Below are 26604 nucleotides of genomic sequence, written 5' to 3' on the forward strand. Positions count from 1 at the left end.
GACGTGCAAACAAGAGTTTCCGTTTTAGTTTTTTAAATCTAAGTTCCAAGTCTTTTCTCAAAGGAGTGATCATGCAAGCTTACATCGCCAACATCCAGGGTCTGACCGCCATCGGTATCGGCATCATCATCGGCCTGGGTGCAATCGGCGCCTGTATCGGTATCGCGCTGATGGGTGGCAAGTACATCGAAGCCTGCGCACGTCAGCCGGAACTCATCAACCCGCTGCAAACCAAGATGTTCCTGCTGGCCGGCCTGATCGACGCTGCATTCCTGATCGGTGTTGGTGTCGCAATGCTGTTCGCGTTCGCGAACCCGCTCCTGTCGAAGCTCGCAGGCTAAGGTTCCTCGGAAATATGCGCACGGCGTGAGCCGGCGCAGGGCGGAACGGAGACTTGGGGCGCTGATCGAATGCAACTCGATGAGCGCCTTACCGTTTCATTTTTCCGGAATAGCAGATAAGGAAACACCGTGAATCTCAACGCAACTCTGTTTGCGCAAATGGTCGTGTTCCTGGTCCTCGCGTGGTTCACGATGAAATTCGTGTGGCCGCCGTTGATCAACGCCCTCGACGAACGTTCGAAGAAGATCGCCGACGGCCTCGCCGCCGCGGAAAAGGGCAAGGCGGAACTCGACGCAGCGCACAAGCGCGTGGACCAGGAACTCGCGCAGGCCCGTAACGACGGCCAGCAGCGCATCGCCGACGCCGAAAAGCGTGCCCAGGCGGTCGCCGAGGAAATCAAGGCCAACGCCCAGGCTGAAGCCGCCCGCATCGTCGCCCAGGCGAAAGCGGAAGCAGAACAGCAAATCGTGAAGGCGCGCGAAACGCTGCGTGGCGAAGTTGCCGCGCTGGCCGTGAAGGGCGCCGAGCAGATCCTGAAGCGCGAAGTCGATCAAACGGCCCACGCCCAACTGCTGAATCAACTGAAAGCCGAGCTCTGATCATGGCCGAACTTGCAACCATCGCCCGCCCTTACGCAGAAGCGCTGTTCCGCGTGGCCGAGGGCGGTGACATCGCCGCCTGGTCCACGCTCGTGCAAGAGCTGGCCCAGGTTGCGCATCTGCCGGAAGTGCTGTCGGTCGCGTCGAGCCCGAAGGTGACCCGCAAGCAAGTAGCCGAGCTGCTGCTTGTTGCGGTGAAGTCGCCGCTCGCGGCTGGCGCCGAAGCGAAGAACTTCGTGCAGATGCTGGTCGACAATCATCGCATCGCGCTGCTGCCGGAAATCGCCGAGCAGTTCGAGGCGCTCAAGAACGAACGTGAAGGTGCAGCCGACGCCGAGATCGTGAGCGCGTTCCCGCTGGAAGGCGCGGAGCTCGACAGTCTCGTCTCGGGCCTCGAACGCAAGTTCAAGCGCAAGCTGAAACCGACGGTCGAAGTCGATTCGTCGCTGATCGGCGGCGTGCGCGTGACGGTCGGCGACGAAGTGCTCGACACCTCGGTTCGCGCGCGCCTCGCATCGATGCAGGCTGCGTTGACCGCCTGAGCGCCACGCCGGCACGCAACAGAATTGACTATCAGGAGCGAATAATGCAACTCAATCCCTCTGAGATCAGCGAGCTGATCAAGAGCCGGATCCAGGGCCTTGAAGCGAGCGCAGACGTTCGCAACCAGGGCACCGTGATCTCCGTGACCGACGGTATCGTGCGCATCCACGGCCTGTCCGACGTGATGCAGGGCGAAATGCTCGAGTTCCCGGGCAACACGTTCGGCCTCGCGCTGAACCTCGAGCGCGACTCGGTCGGCGCGGTGATTCTCGGCGAATACGAACACATCTCGGAAGGCGACGTCGTCAAGACGACGGGCCGCATCCTGGAAGTGCCGGTTGGTCCGGAACTCGTCGGCCGCGTGGTCGATGCGCTCGGCAACCCGATCGACGGCAAGGGCCCGGTCAACGCCAAGCTGACCGACGCGATCGAAAAGATCGCCCCGGGCGTGATCTGGCGTAAGTCGGTGTCGCAGCCGGTGCAGACGGGCATCAAGTCGATCGACGCGATGGTGCCGATCGGCCGTGGCCAGCGTGAGCTGATCATCGGCGACCGTCAGTGCGGCAAGACCGCGGTGGCGCTCGACGCGATCATCAACCAGAAGGGCAAGGACCTGATCTGTATCTACGTCGCGATTGGCCAGAAGGCTTCGTCGATCATGAACGTGGTTCGCAAGCTCGAAGAAACGGGCGCGATGGAATACACGATCGTCGTCGCCGCTTCGGCGTCGGATTCGGCCGCGATGCAGTACCTGGCACCGTACGCCGGCTGCACGATGGGCGAATACTTCCGCGACCGCGGTCAAGACGCGCTGATCATCTATGACGACTTGACCAAGCAGGCATGGGCATACCGTCAGATCTCGCTGCTGCTGCGCCGCCCGCCGGGCCGTGAAGCGTACCCGGGCGACGTGTTCTATCTGCACTCGCGTCTGCTCGAGCGTGCGGCTCGCGTGTCGGAAGAGTACGTCGAGAAGTTCACGAACGGCGAAGTGAAGGGCAAGAGCGGCTCGCTGACGGCACTGCCGGTCATCGAAACGCAAGCCGGCGACGTGACCGCGTTCGTTCCGACGAACGTGATCTCGATCACCGACGGCCAGATCTTCCTGGAAACCGACCTGTTCAACGCAGGCATCCGCCCGGCAATCAACGCCGGCGTGTCGGTGTCGCGCGTCGGTGGTGCCGCTCAGACGAAGGTCGTGAAGAAGCTGTCGGGCGGTATCCGTACCGACCTCGCGCAGTACCGTGAACTGGCCGCATTCGCGCAGTTCGCATCGGACCTCGACGAAGCGACCCGCAAGCAGCTCGAGCGCGGCCGCCGCGTGACGGAACTGCTGAAGCAGCCGCAGTACCAGCCGCTGCAGGTGTGGGAACTGGCCGTGTCGCTGTACGCCGCGAACAACGGCTACCTCGACGATCTCGACGTCAAGCAAGTGCTGTCGTTCGAGAAGGGCCTGCGCGACAACCTGAAGACCAGCCACGCTGACCTCATCAAGCGCATCGAAGACACCAAGGACCTCTCGAAGGACGACGAAGGCGCGCTGCGCGCGGCGATCGAATCCTTCAAGAAGTCGGGTGCCTATTGATCCGCGAGTGACACAACGGGGCAGCGCGGGTGCTGAGGCGCCCGCGCCGCTCCGGTCAAGGAGCAAGCTATGGCTGGAATGAAGGAAATTCGCGGCAAGATCAAGAGCGTGCAAAACACGCGCAAGATCACGAAGGCGATGGAGATGGTGGCCGCATCGAAGATGCGCCGCGCGCAGGAACGCATGCGCGCCGCTCGTCCGTACGCGGACAAGGTCCGTGCCATCGCCGCGCACATGAGCCGTGCGAACCCGGAGTACCGCCACCCGTTCATGGTGGCGAACGACGGCGCGAAGACGGCCGGCATCATCCTCGTCACGACGGACAAGGGTCTTTGCGGCGGTCTGAACACCAACGTGCTGCGTGCGACGGTGCAGAAGTTCAAGGAGCTCGAAGAGCGGGGCCAGAAGGTCGAAGCTACCGCAATCGGCAGCAAGGGCCTCGGGTTCCTGAACCGCTTCGGCGCGAAGGTGATGTCGCAGGTCGTACACCTCGGCGACACCCCGCACCTGGACAAGCTGATCGGCGCCGTGAAGACGCAGCTCGATCTGTACTCGGAAGGCAAGCTGTCGGCCGTTTATATCGCGTACACGCGCTTCGTCAACACGATGAAGCAGGAAGCCGTGATCGAACAGCTGCTGCCGCTGTCGGCGGACCACTTCGACGCCAATGACGGTACGCCGGCCACGTCGTGGGACTACATCTACGAGCCGGACGCGCAGGCAGTCGTCGACGAACTGCTCGTGCGTTACGTCGAGGCGCTGGTGTACCAGGCCGTCGCGGAAAACATGGCGTCCGAGCAATCGGCGCGCATGGTCGCGATGAAGGCCGCGTCCGACAACGCGAAGACGGTGATCAGCGAACTGCAGCTCGTGTACAACAAGAGCCGCCAGGCCGCGATTACGAAAGAACTGTCGGAGATCGTCGGCGGCGCAGCTGCTGTTTAAGCGCGCGCCCGGACGACAACTGCGCCTTTGCGCGAGTAAAGAATCAGGTATTTAAAGGAAAAGCGATGAGTACTGCTGCTTTGGTAGAAGGCAAGATCGTACAGTGCATCGGCGCCGTTATCGACGTGGAATTCCCGCGCGACAGCATGCCGAAGATCTACGACGCGCTTATTCTCGATGGCTCGGAACTGACGCTCGAAGTCCAGCAGCAGCTGGGCGACGGCGTGGTCCGCACCATCTGTCTGGGTGCATCCGACGGCCTGCGCCGCGGCCTGACCGTGAAGAACACGGCCAAGCCGATTTCGGTGCCGGTCGGCAAGCCGACCCTCGGTCGTATCATGGACGTCCTCGGCCGTCCGATCGACGAGGCCGGCCCGATCGAAAGCGAACATACGCGTTCGATCCACCAGAAGGCTCCGGCGTTCGACGAGCTGTCGCCGTCGACCGAACTGCTCGAAACGGGTATCAAGGTCATCGACCTGATCTGCCCGTTCGCGAAGGGCGGCAAGGTCGGTCTGTTCGGTGGTGCAGGCGTGGGCAAGACCGTCAACATGATGGAGCTCATCAACAACATCGCGAAGGAGCACGGCGGTTACTCCGTGTTCGCGGGCGTGGGCGAGCGTACCCGTGAAGGGAACGACTTCTACCACGAAATGAAGGACTCGAACGTTCTCGACAAGGTCGCGCTGGTGTACGGCCAGATGAACGAGCCGCCGGGCAACCGTCTGCGCGTCGCGCTGACCGGCCTGACGATGGCTGAGCACTTCCGTGACGAAGGCCTCGACGTGCTGTTCTTCGTCGACAACATCTACCGTTTCACGCTGGCCGGTACCGAAGTGTCGGCACTGCTCGGCCGTATGCCGTCGGCAGTGGGCTATCAGCCGACGCTGGCTGAAGAAATGGGCAAGCTGCAAGAGCGCATCACGTCGACCAAGAAGGGCTCGATTACGTCGGTTCAGGCCGTGTACGTCCCTGCGGACGACTTGACCGACCCGTCGCCGGCGACCACCTTCGGTCACTTGGACGCAACCGTCGTTCTGTCGCGTGACATCGCTTCGCTGGGTATCTACCCGGCGGTCGACCCGCTCGACTCGACGTCGCGCCAGATCGACCCGAACGTGATCGGCGAAGAGCACTACACGATCACGCGTCGCGTTCAGCAAACGCTGCAGCGCTACAAGGAACTGCGCGACATCATCGCGATTCTGGGCATGGACGAACTGTCGCCGGAAGACAAGCTGTCGGTCGCACGTGCGCGTAAGATCCAGCGTTTCCTGTCGCAGCCGTTCCACGTCGCGGAAGTGTTCACGGGCTCGCCGGGCAAGTACGTGCCGCTGAAGGAAACGATCCGCGGCTTCAAGATGATCGTCGACGGCGAGTGCGACCACCTGCCGGAACAGGCGTTCTACATGGTCGGCACGATCGACGAAGCCTTCGAAAAGGCCAAGAAGATCCAGTAAGGGCTTGAGTGAGTAGCACGCTGGCGCGCGCCGGCCGGCTGCACGAACCGTCGATGGCTCGTGCGCCGGCCGGCCGCGCCGACCGCAATACGCTCAACCCGCCGTGCATGGGACGAGCGCACGCGCCTTGCGGCGTTTGCGCTCGTTGACAGGAGTCGATATGGCAACCATCAAAGTAGACGTCGTCAGCGCGGAAGAGCAGATCTTCTCGGGCGAGGCGAAATTCGTCGCGCTGCCGGGCGAAACGGGTGAGCTGGGTATTCTGCCGGGTCACACGCCGCTGATCACGCGGATCCGTCCGGGTGCGGTGCGCATCGAAGTCGAGGGCAGCAACGACGAATTCGTGTTCGTCGCGGGCGGCATCCTCGAAGTGCAGCCGGGCGCCGTGACGGTGCTCGCCGATACCGCGATCCGCGGCAAGGACCTCGACGCGGCGAAAGCCGAGGACGCGCGCAAGCGTGCCGAGGAAACGCTGCAGAACGCGAAGTCGGACCTCGACCTCGCAAAGGCGCAATCGGAGCTCGCGACCGCGATGGCGCAGCTCGAAGCGATCCAGCGTCTGGCGAAGATCCGCAGCCGGCACTGAGCCGCGCGCGCGTATCCCGCGAAAGAAAGCAGCCTTCGGGCTGCTTTTTTTTCGTCCGGCGGTTTCGTCGCGGTTGTGCCGGCCGCGTCGTATCGTCCGATCGTGCTATTTCATCCGCGCGCAGCGATTCGATGTCAGAGTGTCGTCAGCGGAGCGCGGCATCATCCGCTCGTAGGCCGCCCGTCGCGAGTGCGGCGGAGCGGTGCGCCTAACGCGCGCGCCGGGCCGATCAGACAAAAAAACGGACGGAGACATCGATGGCAGCAGACCTTGGCATGCGGGCGCTGATCGCGCCCGAAAACGGACTCTCGTACGTGCGCGGCGCAACCGACGTGCCGCTATCCGAAGCGACGATCGGCCGCTTCCTGCTCGACACGGCCGGCCGCTTTCCGGACCGCCCGGCGGTCGTGTTCCGCGAGCAGCAGGTGCGCTGGAGCTGGCGCGAATTCGCGCACGAGGTCGACGTGCTGGCGGCCGGCCTCGTCGAGCTCGGGATCGTGAAGGGCGATCGCGTCGGCATCTGGTCGCCGAACCGCAGCGAATGGCTGCTGACGCAGTTCGCGACCGCGCGCATCGGCGCGGTGCTCGTCAACATCAACCCGGCCTACCGGCTCGCGGAACTCGAATACGCGCTCAACAAGGTGGGCTGCAAGGCCGTGATCGCGGCCGAGCGCTTCAAGAGCTCCGCCTATGTCGAGATGCTGCAGACGATCGCACCCGAACTCGCGAGCGCGACGCCCGGCGATCTGCACGCGGCGCGCGTGCCGAGCCTGCGCACGGTCGTGTCGATGGGAGACGTCGCGCCTGCCGGCATGTTCCGCTTCGCGGACGTGATGGCGCGCGGCCGCGACACGCTCGATGCCGCGCGGCTCGATGCGATCGGCGCGACGCTCGCGGCCGGCGAGGCGATCAACATCCAGTTCACGAGCGGCACCACGGGAAGCCCCAAGGGTGCGACGCTCACGCACCGCAACGTCGTCAACAACGCGCGCTCGATCGCGATGGCGATGCGCTTCACCGAACAGGACGCGCTCTGCATTCCCGTGCCGCTGTATCACTGCTTCGGGATGGTGCTGGCGGTGCTCGCGTGCGTGTCGACGGGCGCGGCGATGGTGTTCCCCGGCGAGGCGTTCGATCCGGTCGCGACGCTCGCGGCCGTGGCCGACGAGCGATGCACCGCGCTGCACGGCGTGCCGACGATGTTCATCGCCGAACTCGATCATCCCGAGTTCAAGACGTTCGACCTGTCGACGCTGCGCACCGGGATCATGGCCGGTTCGCCTTGCCCGATCGAGACGATGAAGCGCGTCGTGTCGCAGATGCATCTGTCGGAGATCACGATCGCGTACGGGATGACCGAAACGAGCCCCGTGTCGTTCCAGAGCTCGACCGACGATCCGCTCGAGAAGCGCACGACGACGGTCGGGCGAATCCAGCCGCATCTCGAGGTGAAGATCGTCGATCCGGGCGGCGACATCGTGCCGGTCGGCGCGACCGGCGAGCTGTGCACGAAGGGCTATTCGGTGATGCTCGGCTACTGGGACGACGACGCGAAGACGCGCGAGGTGCTGATCGACGGCTGGATGCACACGGGCGATCTCGCGACGCTCGACGGGCAGGGCTACTGCAACATCGTCGGCCGGCTGAAGGACATGGTGATTCGCGGCGGCGAGAACGTGTATCCGCGCGAGATCGAAGAATTCCTGTTCAGGCATCCGAAGATTCAGAGCGCGCAGGTGTTCGGCCTGCCCGATGCGAAATACGGCGAGGAGCTGTGCGCGTGGATCGTGCTGCGCGCCGGCGAGCAGATGACCGACGACGACGTGCGCGCGTTCTGCCAAGGCCAGATCGCGCACTACAAGATTCCGCGCTACATCCGCTTCGTCGACGAACTGCCGATGACGGTGACCGGCAAGGTGCAGAAATTCGTGATGCGCGAACGGATGATCGAAGAGTTGAAGCTCGACGTGCAGAAGACCGCGTGAAGCGGTACGGCGCCGGAGGAAACGCGGCGGCCGGCAGGCCGTTGCGTTTTCGATGGACGAAAAAAAGCGGGCTTATTAGCCCGCTAAAAACCACACGCTACGGGGTTAGCGCGAGGAGACCAAAGTTGAAACCGGATCCGGCGGGGGGCCGGAAACGACTCCAACAGGGATGCCCCTGGGAAGGGCTTCGGTACGTGACCGACTGGGCTCGCAGCGCTTCGCGTCCGCTCACACTTGGCACACGAGACCGCATCCGTGTTGAAACCGTTGAGGCCATTGTGGGCGAATTGACGGCCCATCGCGGTAACAAAGTGTTTCAGGTTGTAACGCCCGTCGGACAAGGCTTTCCGGGATTTTTTGCTGTTTTCGGCGTCCTGAAAAAGGTCATATTTACTTATCTTTTCCGCCGAGTTTTCATCGCGTGCGCGTAATGCGGTTTTCGCGCGGTTCAGTGTCGTCGAATTGCGGATTTGCTCGGCGAAACGCGCATTGCGCGGCAGATGCCGCGCTCGCCGATTCAATCGTCAGAAAGATTTTGAAACGGGTTCGGCGTGCGCGACGGGCGGCCGGATACATGTTCGACGCCCGCCGCCGCCGGCCATCACATCATTTCAGCCACTTGTCGGAGATCGTCTGGTACGCGCCGGTCGCCAGCGCGAGATGCAGCCACTGGTCGACGTACTGCTGAAACACGACGTCGCCGCGCGGCACCATGTAGGCTTTTTCGCCGAACTGGAACGGCTTGTCCGGATGCACCGAGCACAGGCCCGGATTCAGCTTTTGCTGCAGCAGCGTCTCGGACGCATCGGTCACCATCACGTCGGCCTTGCCGGCGAGGATCTGCTTGAAGATCGTCACGTTGTCCGGATAAACGCTCAGGTTCGCGTGCGTGAAGAACTGCTTCGCGAAGCGCTCGTTGGTGCCGCCCGGGTTCACGATCACGCGGGTCTCGGGCCGGTCGATCTGCGCGATGGTCTGGTATTTGTCGGCGTCGGCGCAGCGCACGATCGGCGTCTTGCCGTCGACCACGTACGGTTGCGTGAAGAACACGCGCTTCTGACGCTCGAGCGTCGTCGACACGCCGCCCACGGCGATATCGCATTTCGCGACGAAGTCGTTGGTGAGGCTCGACCAGCTCGTCTTCACGAACTCGGCCTTCACGCCGAGCGAAGTCGCGAGCGATTCGGCCATGTCGATGTCGATGCCCTCGAAGCGCCCGTCGCCCCGATAGTACGAATACGGTTTGTAGTCGCCGGTCGTGCAGACGCGCAGCGTGCCGCGTGCGAGCACGTCGTCGAGCCGCGAGCTTGCGGCGGCCGGCGCCGCGGTGGCCTGCGCATGCGCGGCGCCGGAGCAGAACAGCGTCGCGGCGCCGAGCGCGGCGAGTGTGGCGAATCGTTTCATCGGTCTCCTCCGTTGTTCGGTGATATCAGCGTTCGATCATAACGGAGCCGTCGCGCGCGTCATATGGCCGCCATCGCATCGGCATGACGGCCGCGCGGCCGCGCTCCGGTAAAATGCCGGTTTGCTCTCGCATCGTCGCTCCTACCGTGGCCCATACCCTGCTCAACGACACCTTCCTGCGTGCGCTTCTGCGCGAGCCGACCGACTACACGCCGATCTGGCTGATGCGCCAGGCCGGCCGCTATCTGCCCGAATACAACGCGACGCGCGCCCGCGCCGGCAGTTTCCTCGGCCTCGCGAAGAATCCCGACTACGCGACCGAAGTGACGTTGCAGCCGCTCGATCGTTTCCCGCTCGATGCGGCGATCCTGTTCTCCGACATCCTGACGATTCCCGATGCCATGGGGCTCGGCCTCGACTTCCAGGCCGGCGAAGGGCCGAAGTTCGCGCATCCGGTGCGCACCGAGGCCGACGTCGCGAAGCTCGCGGTGCCGGACATCGACGAAACGCTCGGCTACGTCACGGGCGCGGTGCGCGAGATCCGTCGCGCGCTGACCGACGGTCAGGGCCGGCAGCGCGTGCCGCTGATCGGCTTCTCGGGCAGCCCGTGGACGCTCGCGTGCTACATGGTCGAAGGCGGCGGATCGGACGATTTCCGCACGGTGAAGTCGATGGCGTATTCGCGCCCCGACCTGATGCACCGGATCCTCGACGTGAACGCGCAGGCCGTGGCCGCGTACCTGAACGCGCAGATCGAAGCCGGCGCGCAGGCCGTGATGATCTTCGACACCTGGGGCGGCGCGCTGGCCGACGGCGCATACCAGCGCTTCTCGCTGGACTACATCCGCCGCGTGGTCGCGCAGCTCAAGCGCGAACACGACGGCGAACGCGTGCCGGTGATCACGTTCACGAAGGGCGGCGGGCTGTGGCTCGAGGAAATCGCGGCGACCGGCGTCGACGCGGTCGGGCTCGACTGGACGGTGAATCTCGGCGCCGCGCGCGAGCGCGTGGCGGGGCGCGTGGCGTTGCAGGGCAACCTCGACCCGACGATCCTGTTCGCGCCGCCTGCTGCAGTGCGGGAACAGGCGCGCGCGGTACTCGACAGTTACGGCAATCACCCGGGCCACGTGTTCAACCTCGGCCACGGCATTTCGCAGTTCACGTCGCCCGACCACGTCGCCGAACTCGTTGACGAGGTGCACGGCTACAGCCGCAAGCTGCGTAGCGGAGCCGCGGGCTGAACGCAAGCGCCGGCATGCTGCGCCGCGGAATTGCAGCGTTTCGCGGCCGGCGCTAAACAGGGCGCAACCCCGCCCCGGATGCCGATTCATCGCTTGTCAAGACTTGACTTATACACATTTTCCACGTTGCAGCGCGGTAGAGGCCTGTATCGGTCGAATTGTCTCGCTATGGTTGGGGAATTTGAATAGCAGCCTTATGGAATAAGGCTCCGCGGGGCGCGGCGCAGCGCGGCCGAAATCGGCGGAAAGCGCCGCCGCACGCCCTTCTCGGCTATTCCGCGCCGAGTTCTCAACAAAGTTATCCACAGGCTGGTCAGGGTATACGGCGATTCCTAATGCGAATCCAAAACTTAGCGCCGAATGTGAAGTTTTACTTTAAGTCCGCCACCGCCCCCGGCGTGCTGCACCGCGTCGGCGCTGCGTCCATCGCCGCGGGAGTGCGGTGATGGACGGCGCCTATCTGCGGGTCGCGCTCGACCATCCGCTGGCCACGCTGTTCGACTATCGTTGCGACGTGCAGCCGGTGCCGGGGCCGGGCACGCTGGTCCAGGTGCCGTTCGGCAAGCGGCAGGCCGTCGGCCTCGTGTGCGAAGTGACGACTCACACGGATGTGCCGCCCTCCCGCTTGCGCGCGATCGATGCGGTCTGTACCGAGCTTCCGCCGCTCGGATCGGACTGGCTGGCTTTGGTCGCATTCGCGGCCGACTACTATCAGCGAGGGCGCGGCGAAGTCGCGCTGCCCGCGTTGCCGCAGGCGCTGCGCGACGCGCAGCGCTGGGGCCGGCTGCTGGCGCCGGAGCTGCGCTATCGGCTGACCGACGCCGGCCGCGCGGCGCTTCCCGATGCGCTGCCCGCACGAGGCGCCGCGCTGCGGCGGCTCGCCCAGGCACTCGCGGACGCCGCTTCGCTGACGCTGCCCGATGCGCGCGCGATGCACCCGAAGGCCGCCGCGACGCTCGACGACTGGGCGGCGCGGGGCTGGGTGGCCGTCGACGAAATCGGCTGGGGCGATGCGCCTGTGCCCAAAGCTGTGGATAACTTGTCGACAAGCAGTGGAAGATCTGTGCCGCCGGCGCTGACCGACCAGCAGGCCGAGGCGCTCGACGCGATTCGCGCGGCACAGGGCTTCGCGCCGTTCCTGCTGCACGGCGTGACCGGCAGCGGCAAGACCGAGGTCTATCTGCACGCGCTGGCCGCGTTGCTCGACGCGCGGCCGGACGCGCAGGCGCTCGTGCTGGTGCCCGAAATCAACTTGACGCCGCAGTTCGAGGCCGCGTTTCGCGCGCGCTTCGCGGGCACGCTCGCCGACGACGCGATCGTCACGCTGCACAGCGGGCTCGCCGAAGGCGAACGCGCGCGCAACTGGCTCGCCGCACATACCGGGCGCGCGCGCATCGTGCTCGGCACGCGGCTGGCGGTGCTCGCGTCGTTGCCGACGCTCGCCTTGATCGTCGTCGACGAAGAACACGAGCCCGCGTACAAGCAGCAGGAAGGCCTGCGCTATTCGGCGCGCGATCTGGCCGTATGGCGTGCGAAGCATCTCGGCATTCCGGTCGTGCTCGGCTCGGCGACGCCGTCGCTCGAGAGCTGGTGGCAGGCCGAGCAGGGCCGCTACACGCGGCTCACGCTGTCGCGCCGCGCGGTGGCCGACGCGACGCTGCCGACCGTGCGCCTGATCGATCTCGAAGAGGAGCGGCGGCGCGGGCGCGCGTCGATGGGCGGGCTCTCCGGGCCGCTGGTCGCGGCGCTGAAGGCGCGCCTCGAACGCGGTGAACAGAGCCTCGTGTTCCTGAACCGGCGCGGCTACGCGCCGCAACTCGCGTGCGACGCATGCGGCTGGGTCGCCGGCTGCCCGCGCTGCAGCGCCTACGTCGTGCTGCACAAGCCCGAGCATGCGCTGCGCTGCCATCACTGCGGCTGGGAAGCGCGCATTCCGCGCTCGTGTCCGGAATGCGGAAACGTCGACATCGCACCGCTCGGCCGCGGCACCCAGCGCATCGAGGAGGCGCTCGCCGAGGCCGTGCCGGGCGCGCGCGTGCTGCGCATCGACGCGGACAGCACGCGCCGCAAGGGCAGCGCGCAGGCGCTGTTCTCCAACGTGCATGCGGGCGAGGTGGACATCCTGGTCGGCACGCAGATGATCGCGAAGGGGCACGACTTCCAGCGCGTCTCGCTCGTCGGCGTGCTGAATGCCGACACCGCGCTGTTCTCGCACGATTTCCGCGCGAGCGAGCGGCTGTTCGCGCAACTGATGCAGGTGAGCGGCCGCGCGGGCCGCGCCGGGCTGCCCGGCGAGGTGCTCGTGCAGACGCGCTATCCGCGTCACGCGCTGTATCACGCGCTCGGCCGGCACGATTACGTCGGCTTCGCCAATTCGACGCTCGGCGAGCGGCGCGACGCGCACCTGCCGCCGTTCGTCTACCAGGCGCTGTTGCGCGCCGAAGGGCGCACGCTCGACGCGGCGCTCGGGTTCCTGCTGCAGGCGGCCGCCGCGCTGCCGGGGCTGCCGGGCGCCGAGCGCGTGACCGTCTACGACGCCGTGCCGATGACGATCGTGAAGGTCGCGAACGTCCACCGCGCCCAGCTGCTGCTCGAGAGCGCGTCGCGCTCGGCGCTGCAGCATGCGCTGCGCGCATGGCAGCCGCAGCTGCGCGCGTTGAAGGGCGTGCTGCGGTGGAGCATCGAGGTCGATCCGCTCGACATCTGAGCGCGGCGCGGGCTGCCGCTTCACGCCGCCACGCTATGGCCCTTTCCCGCCTGCCGGCCCGCCGCGTGCGCGGCGCCGCGCGCGTCGACACCGTCAGTGCAACCCGCTTCGGCCACGCGCCGCGCGCCCCAAAAGCCGCCGCCGCCGGCCAAACGGCACGGATCAGGGAAAACACCGATCCGCCGACCACGGGCAACTCCTAGGTTGCAACCGCCTAAGTGGCTGATTATATTGACTATCCAATGGGTGCAACCGGCCGTGTAATTCGGTTGCACCTTTTTATTGCGTGCCGTAGGATTTCGCGCATCCTCTCACACCACATGGCCGGACCCGCGCCGGCGCACGAACCCACCATGGCAAGCACGACTCTCGGCGTCAAAGTCGACGACCTTCTCCGCTCGCGCCTGAAAGACGCGGCGACGCGTCTCGAGCGCACTCCCCACTGGCTGATCAAGCAGGCGATCTTCGCGTATCTCGAGCGCATCGAGCACGGTCAGTTGCCGCCCGAGCTGTCGGGCAGCAGCGGCGTGACCGAGCTCGCCGACGGCCACGCGGCGGAAGACGACGACAACTCGCCGCATCCGTTCCTCGAGTTCGCGCAGAACGTGCAGCCGCAATCGGTGCTGCGCGCGGCGATCACCGCCGCGTATCGCCGCCCCGAGCCGGAATGCGTGCCGTTCCTGCTGGGCCAGGCGCGCCTGCCGGCGAACCTGCAGGCGGACGTGCAGACGCTCGCGACGCACCTCGTCGAGACGCTGCGCGAGAAGAGCTCGGGCGGCGGCGTCGAAGGGCTGATCCACGAGTTTTCGCTGTCGAGCCAGGAAGGCGTCGCGCTGATGTGCCTCGCCGAAGCGCTGCTGCGCATCCCCGACCGCGCGACGCGCGATGCGCTGATCCGCGACAAGATCAGCAAGGGCGACTGGCGCTCGCACGTCGGCCACGCGCCGTCGCTGTTCGTGAACGCGGCGACCTGGGGCCTGATGATCACCGGCAAGCTGGTGACGACCAACAGCGAAGCGGGGCTGTCGTCGGCGCTCACGCGCCTGATCGGGCGCGGCGGCGAGCCGCTGATCCGCAAGGGCGTCGACATGGCGATGCGCCTGATGGGCGAGCAGTTCGTCACCGGCGAGACGATTTCGGAAGCGCTGGCGAACAGCCGCAAGTACGAAGCGCGCGGCTTCCGCTACTCGTACGACATGCTCGGCGAAGCGGCGACCACCGAAGAGGACGCGCTGCGCTACTACGCGTCGTACGAGCAGGCGATCCACGCGATCGGCAAGGCCGCGGGCGGCCGCGGCATCTACGAGGGCCCGGGCATCTCGATCAAGTTGTCGGCGCTGCACGCGCGCTACTCGCGCTCGCAGCAGGACCGCACGATGAGCGAGCTGCTGCCGCGCGTGCGTGCGCTCGCGCTGCTCGCGCGCCGCTACGACATCGGCCTGAACATCGACGCGGAAGAAGCCGACCGGCTCGAGCTGTCGCTCGACCTGCTCGAGGCGCTGTGTTTCGATCCGGATCTCGCCGGCTGGAACGGCATCGGTTTCGTCGTGCAGGGCTATCAGAAGCGTTGCCCGTTCGTGATCGACTACCTGATCGATCTCGCGCGCCGCAGCCGTCACCGCCTGATGATCCGCCTCGTGAAGGGCGCGTACTGGGACAGCGAAATCAAGCGCGCGCAGGTCGACGGCCTCGAAGGCTATCCGGTCTATACGCGCAAGATCTACACCGACGTGTCGTACCTCGCGTGCGCGAAGAAGCTGCTCGCGGCGCCCGACGCCGTGTACCCGCAGTTCGCGACGCACAACGCGTACACGCTCGCCGCGATCTATCACCTGGCCGGCCAGAACTACTACCCGGGCCAGTACGAATTCCAGTGCCTGCACGGGATGGGCGAGCCGCTGTACGAGGAAGTCACCGGCCGCGACAAGCTGAACCGCCCGTGCCGCGTCTACGCGCCGGTCGGCACGCACGAAACGCTGCTCGCGTACCTCGTGCGCCGCCTGCTGGAGAACGGCGCGAACACGTCGTTCGTGAACCGCATCGCCGACAAGACGGTATCGGTGAAGGAGCTGGTCGCCGACCCGGTCGACGAGGCGTCGAAGGTCGTGCCGCTCGGCGCGCCGCACGCGAAGATCCCGCTGCCGCGCAACCTGTACGGCGACGAGCGCGCCAACTCGATGGGCCTCGACCTGTCGAACGAGCACCGTCTCGCGTCGCTGTCGTCGGCGCTGCTCGCGAGCGCGCATCATCCGTGGCGCGCGGCGCCGATGCTGGCCGACGACGCGCTCGCCGACGCCCCGGCGCGCGACGTGCGCAACCCGGCCGACCAGCGCGACGTGGTCGGCGCGGTCAGCGAAGCGACGTCCGAGCACGTGAGCGCGGCGCTCGCCCACGCGGTCGCGGCCGCGCCGATCTGGCAGGCGACGCCGGTCGATGCGCGCGCCGACTGCCTGGTGCGCGCAGCCGATCTGCTCGAAGCGCAGATGCACACGCTGATGGGCCTGATCGTGCGCGAAGCCGGCAAGTCGCTGCCGAACGCGATCGCCGAAATCCGCGAAGCCGTCGACTTCCTGCGCTACTACGCGGCGCAGATCCGCGGCGAGTTCTCGAACGACACGCACCGTCCGCTCGGCCCGGTGGTCTGCATCAGCCCGTGGAACTTCCCGCTCGCGATCTTCATGGGGCAGGTGGCCGCCGCGCTCGCGGCCGGCAACACGGTGCTCGCCAAGCCGGCCGAACAGACGCCGCTGATCGCCGCGCAGGCCGTGCGCCTGCTGCGCGAGGCCGGCGTGCCGGCCGGCGCGGTGCAGCTGCTGCCGGGCACCGGCGAAACCGTCGGCGCGGCGCTGGTCGCCGATCCGCGCACGCGCGCGGTGATGTTCACCGGCTCGACCGAAGTCGCGCGCCTGATCAACAAGACGCTGTCCGCGCGGCTCGACCCGGACGGCAAGCCGATTCCGCTGATCGCCGAAACGGGCGGCCAGAACGCGATGATCGTCGACTCGTCGGCGCTCGCGGAGCAGGTCGTCGCGGACGTGATGCAATCGTCGTTCGACTCGGCCGGTCAACGCTGCTCGGCGCTGCGCGTTCTGTGTCTGCAGGACGATGTCGCCGACCGTACGCTGACGATGCTCAAGGGCGCGATGCACGAGCTGGCGCTCGGCAACCCGGACCGTCTGTCGACCGACGTCGGCCCGGTGATCGACGCCGAAGCGAAGCAGACGATCGACACGCACGTCGCCGCGATGAAGGACAAGGGCCACGCGGTCACGCAGCTGCCGATGCCCGACGCCTGCGCGCACGGCACCTTCGTGCCGCCGACGCTGATCGAGATCGGCAGCATCGACGAGTTGAAGCGCGAGGTGTTCGGCCCCGTGCTGCACGTGGTGCGTTACCGCCGCAGCCAGCTCGACAAGCTGCTCGAGCAGATCCGCGCGACCGGTTACGGGCTGACGCTCGGCATCCACACGCGGATCGACGAGACGATCGCGCACGTGATCGCCAATGCGCACGTCGGCAACATCTACGTGAACCGCAACGTGATCGGCGCGGTGGTCGGCGTGCAGCCGTTCGGCGGCGAAGGGCTGTCGGGCACGGGCCCGAAGGCCGGCGGCGCGCTGTACCTGCAGCGTCTGCTCGCGACGCGTCCGTCGGGCTTGCCGAAGGCGCTCGCGCAGACGCTGATCGCCGACGGCGTGGCCGAAGGCGAGCAGCGCGGCAATCCGGCGGCGGCGCTCACCGCGCTGCGCGACTGGCTGATCGAGCAGCGCGAGCCGGCGCTGGCGGCGCGCTGCGACGGCTATCTGTCCCAGGTGCCGGCCGGTGCGACGGCCGTGCTGACCGGGCCGACGGGCGAGCGAAACACGTATACACTCGGCCCGCGCGGCACGGTGCTGTGTGTCGCGGCCACGCCGAGCGGCGCGCGCGCGCAGTTCGCGGCGGTGCTGGCGACGGGCAACCGGGCGCTGTTCGCCGGCTCGGCGGGCGAGGCGCTGGTCGCCGCGCTGCCGGCCGCGCTGAAGGGCCATGCGGCCGTGCGCAAGCAGGCCGACGCGCCGTTCGACGCCGTGCTGTTCGAAGGCGACAGCGACGAGCTGCAGACGCTCGTGAAGGACGTCGCGCAGCGCCCGGGGCCGATCGTGTCGGTGCAGGGCGTGTCGGCGGGCGCGTTCGAGAACGGCGACGCGGAAGACTACGCGCTCGAGCGGCTGCTGACCGAGCGCTCGGTCAGCGTGAACACGGCCGCGGCGGGTGGCAATGCGAATTTGATGACGATCGGCTGACGATCCTTGCCGTTCGGATCAAACAAAGGGAGTGGCAAGGCGATCCCGAAGCCGCTCCATTTACCCTGGTACCAAGGAGATGCTATGCAACACACGATGAAAAAGCTGGCAGGCGCGACGTTCGTCGCTGTCATGTCGCTTGCGGGGACGGCCCATGCGGACGACGTGAAGATCGGTTACGCAGGGCCGATGACGGGCGCCCAGGCTCACTACGGCAAGGATATGCAGAACGGGATCGTGCTCGCGCTGGAAGACTTCAACGCGACGAACCCGAAGATCGGCGGCAAGCCGGTGAAGTTCGTGCTCGAGACGCAGGACGATCAGGCTGACCCGCGCACCGGCACGACGGTCGCGCAGAAGCTGGTCGACGACGGCATCAAGGGCATGCTCGGCCACTTCAACTCGGGCACGACGATTCCGGCATCGCGCATCTACGCGAACGCCGGCATTCCGGAAATCGCGATGGCGACGGCGCCGGAATACACGCAGCAGGGTTACAAGACGACCTTCCGCATGATGACGTCCGACACGCAGCAGGGCTCGGTGGCGGGCACCTTCGCGGCGAAGGATCTCGGCTTGAAGAAGATCGCGATCGTCGACGACCGCACGGCTTACGGCCAGGGTCTTGCCGACCAGTTCGAGAAGGCTGCGAAGGCGGCCGGCGCGACGATCGTCGATCGTGAATTCACGAACGACAAGGCCGTCGACTTCAAGGCGATCCTGACCAAGCTGAAGGCGGCGAAGCCGGATCTCGTCTACTACGGCGGCGCGGACTCGCAGGCAGCGCCGATGGTCAAGCAGATGAAGACGCTCGGCTTCACCGCACCGCTGATGAGCGGCGAAATGGTGAAGACGCCGACGTTCCTGAAGATCGCGGGCAACGCGGCCGACGGCACGATCGCATCGCTGGCCGGCCTGCCGCTCGACGAAATGCCCGGCGGCAAGTCGTACGCGGAGAAGTACAAGAAGCGTTTCGGCGAAGACGTCCAGACCTACTCGCCGTATGCCTACGACGGCGCGATGGCGATGCTGAACGCGATGAAGAAGGCCGATTCGACCGATCCGGCGAAGTATCTGCCGGTCCTCGCGAAGACCGACATGGCCGGCGTGACGTCGACGCACGTCGCGTACGACGCGAAGGGCGACCTGAAGAACGGCGGCATCACGATGTACAAGGTCGAGAAGGGCGAGTGGAAGCCGCTGAAGAGCATCGGCGGCAAGTAAGCCCGATGCTGATCGCGGGCGGCGCCGAACGGCGTCGCGTCGCGCATCCTGCGGGAAAGCCGTCGGGCCTTCGGGCCCGGCGGCTTTTTTGTTGGCGGGTTGGCGGGTACTGCGGCGACGTCAGGCGCGGTACGCACGCTCCAGCAACGCCGCGACATCCATCGCACGCGGATCGAAGCCGCCCGCGACGCGTCCCCAGTCCGGCGCCGCGAGCCGCGTCGCGATGAACGCATCGGCGACCGCGGCTGGCGCATCGCGTGTGAGCAGGCAGGCCTGCGCCACCAGCGCGAGCCGCTGCGCGAACAGGCGCGCCGAGGCTTCGAGCGCGTCGGCCGGCGTCGCCAGCATCGCGTGCAGCACGTCGAGCGCCGCGCGGATGCGCGGCTCGCCCGCGCCCAGCTCCGTCAGCTCGGCGAGCAGCGCGGCCGCCGCGTCGGGTTCGCGCGACACGGCGCGCAACACGTCGAGGCACATCACGTTGCCCGAGCCTTCCCAGATCGAATTCACCGGCGCTTCGCGGAACAGCCGCGCAATCGGCCCGTCGTCGACGTAGCCGTTGCCGCCGAACACTTCCATCACCTCGCCGGTCAGCTCGACCGCGCGCTTGCAGACCCAGAACTTCGCGGCCGGCGTGACGATCCGCTTCCATGCGCGCTCGCGCGGCGAGTCGTCGAGCTCGAATGCGTCGGCGATGCGCATCGCCAGCACCAGCGCCGCCTCGCTCTCGAGCGCGAGATCGGCGAGCACCGTGCGCATCAGCGGCTGCTCGGCGAGCGCGCGCCCGAACGCGTGGCGCTGGCGCGTGTACGCGATCGCCTGCACGACGCCCTGGCGCAGCATCGCCGCGCTGCCGAGCACGCAGTTCAGCCGCGTGTAGGTCGCCATCTCGATGATGGTCGGAATGCCGCGCCCCTCGTCGCCGAGCATGATGCCCCACGCGTCGTTCAGCTCGATCTCGCTGCTCGAGTTGCTGCGGTTGCCGACCTTGTTCTTCAGCCGCTGGATCTCGACCGCGTTCTTCGTGCCGTCGGGCCGCCAGCGCGGCACGTAGAAGCACGACGGGCCGCCCGCTTCGGTGCGCGCGACGACGAGATGCGCGTCGCACATCGGCGCGGAGAAGAACCACTTGTGCCCGCGCAGCCGGTATTCGCCGCCGCGCCCACCGGCGCCGCTGGCGGTCGCGAGTGTCGTGTTGGCGCGCACGTCGGAGCCGCCCTGTTTCTCCGTCATGCCCATCCCGAACCAGATCGAGCGCTTGCCGGCGAGCGGCACGTCGCGCGGATCGTAGTCGTCGCTGTACAGCTTGTCGCGCAGCAGCGCCCACAGCGCGGGCTCCTTCTGCAGCAGCGGAATCGCGGCCTGCGTCATCGTCGCCGGGCACAGCGTGCCGGCCTCGATCTGGCCGTGCAGGTAGAAGCCGGCCGCGGTCGCCGCCCAGCGGCCGCGGCGTGTGTCGCGGAACGCGAGCGACACCAGGCCCTCGTTGCGGTACATGCCGAGCAGCGTGTGCCACGCCGGGTGGAACTCGACACGGTCGATGCGGCGCCCGCGCCGGTCGAACGCGTTCAGCTCTGGCGTGTGGCGGTTCGCTTCGTCGGCGAGGCGCGCCGTGTCGGCGCTGCCGAGCCGCGCGCCGTATGCGTCGAGCTGCGGCGCGGCCCAGCCGGCGCCCGCGCGGGCGAGCGCGTCGCGCAGCGCGGCGTCGGTGGCGAACAGGTTATAGTCGACCAGTTCGTCGAACTGGTTCGTGACGGCATGGGTCGCTTCGGTCATCGGGCTGTCTCCGGTGTCGTGCTTCGCGGCCGCTCGTGTGCCGGTTTCCCGTCAACCGCGTGTTCCGCTGAATTTCAGAGTAGCAAATATGCCGCCGCGACATGTTCAGGTTCCGGCGCCGCCCGGTCAGCCGGGCGCGCAACCCGCGCCCGCGTTGCGCCGCCGGCCGCGCCAGTCGCGCGCTCAGGCCACGTCCGATGCGTTGCAGCAGGCGTTCGTTCAGCTTTTGCTCGAACGCGGGCACGCGAACGTGACGATCCGCGAGATCGCGGCGGTCGCCGGCGTGAGCGTCGGCACCTTCTACGAATACTTCGGCGACAAGCAGAGCCTCGCCGCGCTGTGCATCCACCGGCGCGTGCTGGCGCTCGCCGAGCGGCTGCGTGCGGCCGCGCACGGGCTGCGCGGCATGCCGCGCGCCGAGGTCGCGGCCGCGCTCGTCGATCTGCAGGTGGAAGTGATCGCCGCAGATGCGGCGCTGTGGGGCGCGCTGTTCGTGCTGGAGCGTCAGGTGTCGCCGCTTGCCGCGTACCGCCGTCATTACGCGGCCTATGTCGCGTTGTGGCGCGACGCGCTCGCGCAGGCCGGCGACCCGCCGCCGGCCGCGCGGCTTGAGGCGTGCGCGCGGATGGCGCACGCGCTCTGCTACGGCGGCGTGTCCCAGGCGCTGCTGACGCTCGGGCCGGCGCTCGACTTCGCCGCGCTGCGCCGCGAGCTGCACGCCGCGCTGGGCGGCTATCTGGCGGCGCTGCACGACTGACACGCGCCGCGGCCGCGCGGCTTCTCCGCACGACGATGCCTGATACGCATGCGTGAACGGCATCTGCCCGCGCGATGCCGGGCCACGCGTATCGAATGCCATGAGCAAAATGCATGGCCGTCATGACGAACTTTCGATTGTGCGTCGATATTGGCTCGGGCTAAATCGCCCGACACCGGCATCGCCGCGCACCGCGCCGGCATGCCCGGCGGACATCAGGAGGAGTCATGCGAAGCGCCATCACGCACCGTTCGAAACTGCCGGACGTCGGCACGACGATCTTCACGGTGATCGGCCAGCTTGCCGCGCAGCACGATGCGCTGAACCTTTCGCAAGGCGCGCCGAATTTCGCGCCAGATCCCGCGTTGATCGACGGCGTCGCGCGCGCGATGCGCGACGGGCACAACCAGTACGCGCCGATGGCCGGCGTCGTGTCGCTGCGCGAGCGGCTCGCGGAAAAGACCGAGGCGCTGTACGGCGCGCGTTACGATCCGGGCACCGAGATCACCGTGATCGCGAGCGCGAGCGAGGGCTTGTACGCGGCGATCAGCGCGCTCGTGCATCCGGGCGACGAGGTCATCTATTTCGAGCCGGCGTTCGACAGCTATGCGCCGATCGTGCGGATGCAGCACGCGACGCCGGTGGCGATCAAGCTGTCGCCCGAGCATTTCCGCGTCGACTGGGACGAAGTGGCCGCGGCGATCACGCCGCGCACGCGGATGATCGTCGTCAACACGCCGCACAACCCGACCGCGACGGTGTTCCGCGCCGACGATCTCGAACGCCTCGCGCAGCTCACGCGCAATACCGACATCGTGGTGCTGTCCGACGAGGTCTACGAGCACGTCGTGTTCGACGGCGCTCAGCACCAGAGCGTCGCGCGGCATCGCGAGCTGGCCGAGCGCAGCGTGATCGTCTCGTCGTTCGGCAAGTCGTTCCACGTGACGGGCTGGCGCGTCGGTTATTGCGTCGCGCCGGCCGCGCTGATGGACGAGATCCGCAAGGTCCACCAGTTCATGACGTTCTCGGCCGACACGCCGATGCAGGTCGCGTTCGCGCAGATGCTCGCGCGGCCGGCAAGCTATCTGGGCCTGTCGGCGTTCTATCAGGCCAAGCGCGACCTGCTCGCGCGCGAGCTGGCCGGCTCGCGCCTGCAGCTGCTGCCGAGCGAGGGCTCGTTCTTCATGCTCGCGCGCTTCCGGCACCTGTCGGACGAACGCGACAGCGACTTCGTGCTGCGCGTGATCCGCGATGTGCGCGTCGCGACGATTCCGTTGTCGGCGTTCTATGCGGACGGCACCGATACGGGCGTGATCCGCCTCAGTTTCTCGAAGGACGACGCGACGCTGATCGAGGGCGCGCGGCGATTGCGTTCGCTGTAACGCGCGGGCGCGGCCCGCACCCCAAGCGCGCGACGGGCACGTCGCACGGAAAGCCACCGACGGACCCGGCGCACGTGCCGCTGCACGGCGCCGCCCGACCAGCCAGGAGATCACGATGAAGCATGTCCCCATCCTCAAGTTCGCGTTCGCAATCGCATGTGCGCTCGGCGCGGGCGCCGCGCTCGCCGACGCACAGACGCTGCGCTTCGGCCTCGAGGCGCAGTACCCGCCGTTCGAATCGAAGGCGCCGAACGGCGACCTGCAGGGCTTCGACATCGACGTCGGCAACGCGGTGTGCGAGCGCGCGAAACTCACGTGCAAGTGGGTGGAGACATCGTTCGACGGGTTGATCCCGGCGCTGAAGGGACGCAAGTTCGACGCGATCAATTCGGCGATGAACGCGACCGAGCAACGGCGTCAGGCGATCGATTTCACGACGATCATCTATCGCGTGCCGACGCAGCTGATCGCGCGCAACGGCAGCGGCCTGCTGCCGACGCCCGACGCGCTGAAGGGCAAGCGTGTCGGCGTGCTGCAGGCGTCGATCCAGGAAACCTATGCGAAGGCGCACTGGGAGCCGGCCGGCGTGTCGGTCGTCGCGTATCAGGACCAGAACCAGGCGTACGCGGATCTCGTCGCGGGCCGCCTCGACGCGACGCTGGTGCTCGCGCCGGCCGGCCAGCGCGGTTTCCTGTCGCGCCCGGACGGCAAGGGTTTCGCGTTCGTCGGCCAGCCGGTGCGCGACGACCGGATCCTCGGCAGCGGGATCGCGTTCGGGCTGCGCAAGGGCGACGACGCGCTGAAGACCAAGCTCGATGCGGCAATCGAGCAGCTGAAGGCCGACGGCACCGTGAAGACGCTCGGCCGGAAGTACTTCGGCGACGTCGATATCTCCGCCAAGTAAGCGGTGCGGACGATGCAGAGCCTGCCCGCGGCCGGCGTGCCGGACGGCCCTGGCGTGCCGCCGCAGGCGGACGACGCGCTCGCCGCGGCGCTCGCCGCCGCGCTGGGCGATGCGCTGGATGATGGCCTCGTCACGCGCTCGGCCGACATCGAGCCGCGCTACTTCACCGCGTACAACGAGCCGGCCGGCGTGCGCCCGCGCGCGCTGGTGCGGCCGCGCAGCGTCGACGAGGTGTCGCGCACGCTCGCGCTGTGCACGCGCCTCGCGCAGCCGGTCGTGCCGCAGGGCGGCCTCACCGGGCTCGCGCGCGGCGCGGTCGCGCTGGGCGGCGAGATCGTGCTGTCGATGGAGCGCTTCGCCGGCGTCGAGGCGATCGACGCGGCGGCCGGCACGATGACGGTACGGGCCGGCACGCCGCTGCAGACCGTGCAGGAGGCGGCGGACGCGGCGGGCTTCACGTTCGGCGTCGATCTCGGCGCGCGCGGGTCGTGCCAAATCGGCGGCATGCTCGCGACCAACGCGGGCGGCACGCGCGCGATCCGCTACGGGATGATGCGCGAGCAGGTGCTCGGGCTGGAGGCCGTGCTGGCGGACGGCACCGTCGTGTCGTCGATGAACCGGATGCTGAAGAACAACGCCGGTTACGACCTGAAGCAGCTGTTCATCGGCAGCGAGGGCACGCTCGGCGTCGTCACGCGCGCCGTGCTGCGGCTGCATCCGAAGCTGGCCGAGCCGGCTACCGCGTTGTGCCGCGTGCAGGGCTACGATGCCGTCGTCGAGCTGTGGAACCGCCTGCGCGCGCTGCCGGAGCTCGTCAGTTTCGAAGCGATGTGGCCGGCCTTTTACGACTACGTCGCGCGTCATACGCCCGGCGTCGTCGCGCCGTTCGCGGGCGACGGCGGCTTCGCGGTGCTGATCGAGTGCGCGACGAGCGCGCCGGGCGGCGATGCGCGCGCGGCGCTGGAAGCCGCGCTCGCGGACGCGCTCGACGCGGGCCTCGTCGACGATGTCGTGCTCGCGACCTCGGCGCGGCAGGCGCGCGACGTGTGGACGCTGCGCGAAGGCCTCGCGATCGATGCGCTGCCGCACCTGATGAACTTCGACGTGAGCCTGCCGACCGGTGAGCTCGGCGCGTTCGCCGTACGCTGCGAAGCGGCGTTGCGCGGGCGCTGGCCGGACATCGTGTGTCTGTTCTTCGGCCATGTCGGCGACGGCAACGTGCATGTCGGCGTATCGCTCGCCGGCAGGCGCGACGCGGATGCGGAGGCGATCGACGATTGCGTCTACGCGGTCGTACGCGACATGGGCGGCTCGGTGTCGGCGGAGCACGGCATCGGCGTGCTCAAGCGCGGCTATCTCGCGCACACGCGCAGTGAAGCCGAGATCGCGCTGATGCGGCGCCTGAAGGCCGCGCTCGATCCCGCCGGCGTGCTCAATCCCGGCAAGGTGCTTTGACGGGTGCAGGCCGGGCGGGTGCGCGTCAGGCGTCGACCCAGCGCAGCGCGCCGATCTTCAGGTGTTCGACGACGCTGCGCGTCCAGTCGAGCTCCGCGTTGAGCATCACGAGCGCGTGTTCGTTCTGCAGCAGGAACAGGCGCGGCACCTGATCGCCTTGCGCGGCGTTGCGCAGCGCATCGAGGCGCTCGCGTTCGGCCTCGAGCGCGTCGATGCGGCGCTCCAGCTGGCGGCGCGCATCGTCGGCATCGAGCAGCGGCAGGAACGCGAGGCCGGCGCCGAACGCGGTGAATTCGCGCGCCGGTTCGGCGAGCAGCGCATGCAGCCAGGCCTGTCCCGCCTTGTGGCCGGCTTCCGTCAACTTGTACAGCGTGCGTTCGGGAAACGCGCCGTCACGCTCGGTGTCGTGCACGGCGATCAGCCCGTCGCGCAACAGCCGGTCGATCATCTGGTAAAGGCTCGTGCGCTGCCGCACGTTGACGACTTCGTCATAGCCGCGCGCTTTCAGCTGCTGCAGCATCCCGTACGGATGCATCGGCGTTTCGGTGAGGGTCGCCAGCACGGCGAGGGCGAGCGGTGACGGGCGGCTGACCGGCATGGGTAGTTCATCTATATCTAGTCATGACATGACTAGTATTGGGTAAACTATCAGATCCGACAAGGGCTTCAGCCGAGGTGCGAGCGTTTTGCGGGCGGCGCGACCGTCTCCATGGTCGTCAGACCGTGGACGATCCCGCAGTCCTCGACCGAATGTTCGCCGACGCACTGGCGGCGCAGTTCGATCAGCTGGTCGCGCAGATGCGTGAGTTCGGCGAGGCGCGCGTCGACGTGGCCGATGTGTTCGTCGAGCAGTGCATTGACCGAATCGCACGGATCGGCCGGCGTGTCGGTGAGTTGCAGCAGCGCGCGGATTTCGTCGTGCGCCATGTCGAGCGCGCGGCAGTTGCGGATGAAGCGCAGCCGTTCGACGTGCACGTCGGTGTAGTTGCGGTAGTTCGAATCGGTGCGCTCCGCATCGGGCATCAGCCCCTCCCGCTCGTAGAAGCGGATCGTTTCGGGCGTGCAGCGGGCCGCTTTGGCCAGTTCGCCGATCTTCATGGCTTGCTCCGTTGTAAGGGTTGACCTTGTAGTGGCTTCAGGGTGTTAACTCTACCTCGTCCAGCCATAGAGGAGGTCTTCATGACCGACGCCCAGCGTACCCCCGACCCACGACACCGCCATGCCGACGGCGCCGCGACCTGCTGCGCCGACGCGCGCGACACGCAGGCGTGCTGCGCCGGCGACGCGGCGCCGGCGGGCGGCGAGCACGCACACGGCGATGCGGCGGCGCGCGGCGTACGTCCGGAGGCCGATGGTCATGAGCACGCCGATTCGCGCGCGCACGGCGCGCAGCACGATCACGGCGTCGCTGCTGCGGGCGGGGCGCGGG

At 67.4% G+C, this 26604-nt stretch carries 21 protein-coding genes and 1 pseudogene; 17 read left to right on the forward strand and 5 right to left on the reverse strand.

The window, feature by feature from the left end; genetic code table 11:
* Window positions 1-71: 71 nt before the first annotated feature.
* The 9 genes from atpE to C3Y15_RS32260 all read left to right on the forward strand — a co-directional run bounded on the left by atpE (window position 72) and on the right by C3Y15_RS32260 (window position 8476).
* On the forward strand, window positions 72-341 hold the full coding sequence (gene atpE / locus C3Y15_RS15080; RefSeq protein ID WP_006482730.1) for a F0F1 ATP synthase subunit C: 270 nt from the start codon (window positions 72-74) through the stop codon (window positions 339-341).
* A 129-nt stretch (window positions 342-470) separates the two neighbouring features.
* Window positions 471-941: a F0F1 ATP synthase subunit B gene (locus tag C3Y15_RS15085; protein WP_011882812.1), complete on the forward strand. Its 471-nt coding sequence runs from the start codon at window positions 471-473 to the stop codon at window positions 939-941.
* A gap of 2 nt (window positions 942-943) precedes the next feature.
* The gene (locus C3Y15_RS15090; RefSeq protein WP_011882813.1) at window positions 944-1483 is read left to right on the forward strand and encodes a F0F1 ATP synthase subunit delta; all 540 of its coding nucleotides are present in this window, start codon (window positions 944-946) and stop codon (window positions 1481-1483) included.
* 44 nt (window positions 1484-1527) lie between these two features.
* Window positions 1528-3069, forward strand: coding sequence for a F0F1 ATP synthase subunit alpha (gene atpA / locus C3Y15_RS15095; protein ID WP_011882814.1), 1542 nt, complete (start codon window positions 1528-1530; stop codon window positions 3067-3069).
* A 69-nt stretch (window positions 3070-3138) separates the two neighbouring features.
* The gene (atpG, locus tag C3Y15_RS15100) at window positions 3139-4014 is read left to right on the forward strand and encodes a F0F1 ATP synthase subunit gamma (RefSeq protein WP_011882815.1); all 876 of its coding nucleotides are present in this window, start codon (window positions 3139-3141) and stop codon (window positions 4012-4014) included.
* Window positions 4015-4079: 65 nt separating this feature from the next.
* Complete coding sequence (gene atpD, locus C3Y15_RS15105) at window positions 4080-5474, forward strand: F0F1 ATP synthase subunit beta (protein ID WP_011882816.1); 1395 nt, start codon at window positions 4080-4082, stop codon at window positions 5472-5474.
* A 160-nt stretch (window positions 5475-5634) separates the two neighbouring features.
* The gene (locus C3Y15_RS15110) at window positions 5635-6060 is read left to right on the forward strand and encodes a F0F1 ATP synthase subunit epsilon (protein ID WP_011882817.1); all 426 of its coding nucleotides are present in this window, start codon (window positions 5635-5637) and stop codon (window positions 6058-6060) included.
* Window positions 6061-6317: 257 nt separating this feature from the next.
* Window positions 6318-8045, forward strand: coding sequence for an AMP-binding protein (locus C3Y15_RS15115; protein ID WP_011882818.1), 1728 nt, complete (start codon window positions 6318-6320; stop codon window positions 8043-8045).
* A gap of 194 nt (window positions 8046-8239) precedes the next feature.
* A complete protein-coding gene (locus C3Y15_RS32260) occupies window positions 8240-8476 on the forward strand; it encodes a hypothetical protein (protein ID WP_164715973.1) in 237 nt (78 codons plus the stop codon).
* 175 nt (window positions 8477-8651) lie between these two features.
* Here the strand turns inward: C3Y15_RS32260 and C3Y15_RS15130 are convergent, their stop codons facing one another.
* Entirely contained in the window at window positions 8652-9449 is a 798-nt protein-coding gene (locus C3Y15_RS15130) for a transporter substrate-binding domain-containing protein (protein ID WP_011882820.1), read from the reverse strand.
* A gap of 146 nt (window positions 9450-9595) precedes the next feature.
* Here C3Y15_RS15130 and hemE point away from each other — a divergent pair, with 146 nt between their 5' ends.
* The 4 genes from hemE to C3Y15_RS15150 all read left to right on the forward strand — a co-directional run bounded on the left by hemE (window position 9596) and on the right by C3Y15_RS15150 (window position 18904).
* A complete protein-coding gene (hemE, locus tag C3Y15_RS15135) occupies window positions 9596-10690 on the forward strand; it encodes a uroporphyrinogen decarboxylase (RefSeq protein ID WP_043290608.1) in 1095 nt (364 codons plus the stop codon).
* Window positions 10691-11135: 445 nt separating this feature from the next.
* The gene (locus C3Y15_RS15140) at window positions 11136-13397 is read left to right on the forward strand and encodes a primosomal protein N' (protein WP_069246099.1); all 2262 of its coding nucleotides are present in this window, start codon (window positions 11136-11138) and stop codon (window positions 13395-13397) included.
* A 353-nt stretch (window positions 13398-13750) separates the two neighbouring features.
* A complete protein-coding gene (putA, locus tag C3Y15_RS15145; protein ID WP_011882823.1) occupies window positions 13751-17680 on the forward strand; it encodes a trifunctional transcriptional regulator/proline dehydrogenase/L-glutamate gamma-semialdehyde dehydrogenase in 3930 nt (1309 codons plus the stop codon).
* Window positions 17681-17764: 84 nt separating this feature from the next.
* A complete protein-coding gene (locus tag C3Y15_RS15150) occupies window positions 17765-18904 on the forward strand; it encodes a branched-chain amino acid ABC transporter substrate-binding protein (RefSeq protein WP_011882824.1) in 1140 nt (379 codons plus the stop codon).
* Between the two features lie 120 nt (window positions 18905-19024).
* Here the strand turns inward: C3Y15_RS15150 and C3Y15_RS15155 are convergent, their stop codons facing one another.
* Complete coding sequence (locus C3Y15_RS15155) at window positions 19025-20677, reverse strand: acyl-CoA dehydrogenase family protein (RefSeq protein WP_059474933.1); 1653 nt, start codon at window positions 20675-20677, stop codon at window positions 19025-19027.
* An 88-nt stretch (window positions 20678-20765) separates the two neighbouring features.
* Between C3Y15_RS15155 and C3Y15_RS15160 the strand changes: the two genes are divergently transcribed.
* From C3Y15_RS15160 to C3Y15_RS15175, 4 genes are all read left to right on the forward strand, one after another.
* Window positions 20766-21434, forward strand: coding sequence for a TetR/AcrR family transcriptional regulator (locus tag C3Y15_RS15160; protein WP_011882826.1), 669 nt, complete (start codon window positions 20766-20768; stop codon window positions 21432-21434).
* 227 nt (window positions 21435-21661) lie between these two features.
* Window positions 21662-22816 (forward strand): pyridoxal phosphate-dependent aminotransferase, encoded by a 1155-nt coding sequence (locus C3Y15_RS15165; RefSeq protein WP_059741155.1) that lies wholly within the window; start codon window positions 21662-21664, stop codon window positions 22814-22816.
* 115 nt (window positions 22817-22931) lie between these two features.
* A complete protein-coding gene (locus C3Y15_RS15170; protein WP_046425455.1) occupies window positions 22932-23720 on the forward strand; it encodes an ABC transporter substrate-binding protein in 789 nt (262 codons plus the stop codon).
* Between the two features lie 12 nt (window positions 23721-23732).
* Window positions 23733-25175 carry an FAD-binding oxidoreductase gene (locus C3Y15_RS15175; protein WP_059889145.1) on the forward strand — a complete coding sequence of 481 codons (1443 nt, stop codon included), beginning with the start codon at window positions 23733-23735 and terminating at the stop codon, window positions 25173-25175.
* A 25-nt stretch (window positions 25176-25200) separates the two neighbouring features.
* On the opposite strand, the gene C3Y15_RS15180 is transcribed toward C3Y15_RS15175, so the two are convergent.
* The 3 genes and pseudogenes from C3Y15_RS15180 to C3Y15_RS31745 form a co-directional block, all read right to left on the reverse strand.
* The gene (locus C3Y15_RS15180) at window positions 25201-25773 is read right to left on the reverse strand and encodes a PadR family transcriptional regulator (RefSeq protein WP_011882830.1); all 573 of its coding nucleotides are present in this window, start codon (window positions 25771-25773) and stop codon (window positions 25201-25203) included.
* Window positions 25774-25841: 68 nt separating this feature from the next.
* On the reverse strand, window positions 25842-26273 hold the full coding sequence (gene cadR, locus C3Y15_RS15185; RefSeq protein WP_011882831.1) for a Cd(II)/Pb(II)-responsive transcriptional regulator: 432 nt from the start codon (window positions 26271-26273) through the stop codon (window positions 25842-25844).
* A gap of 51 nt (window positions 26274-26324) precedes the next feature.
* Window positions 26325-26604: pseudogene (locus C3Y15_RS31745) on the reverse strand (hypothetical protein); the annotation flags it as partial.

The organism is Burkholderia sp. B10 (assembly GCF_004368385.1).
Classification (GTDB): domain Bacteria; phylum Pseudomonadota; class Gammaproteobacteria; order Burkholderiales; family Burkholderiaceae; genus Burkholderia; species Burkholderia vietnamiensis.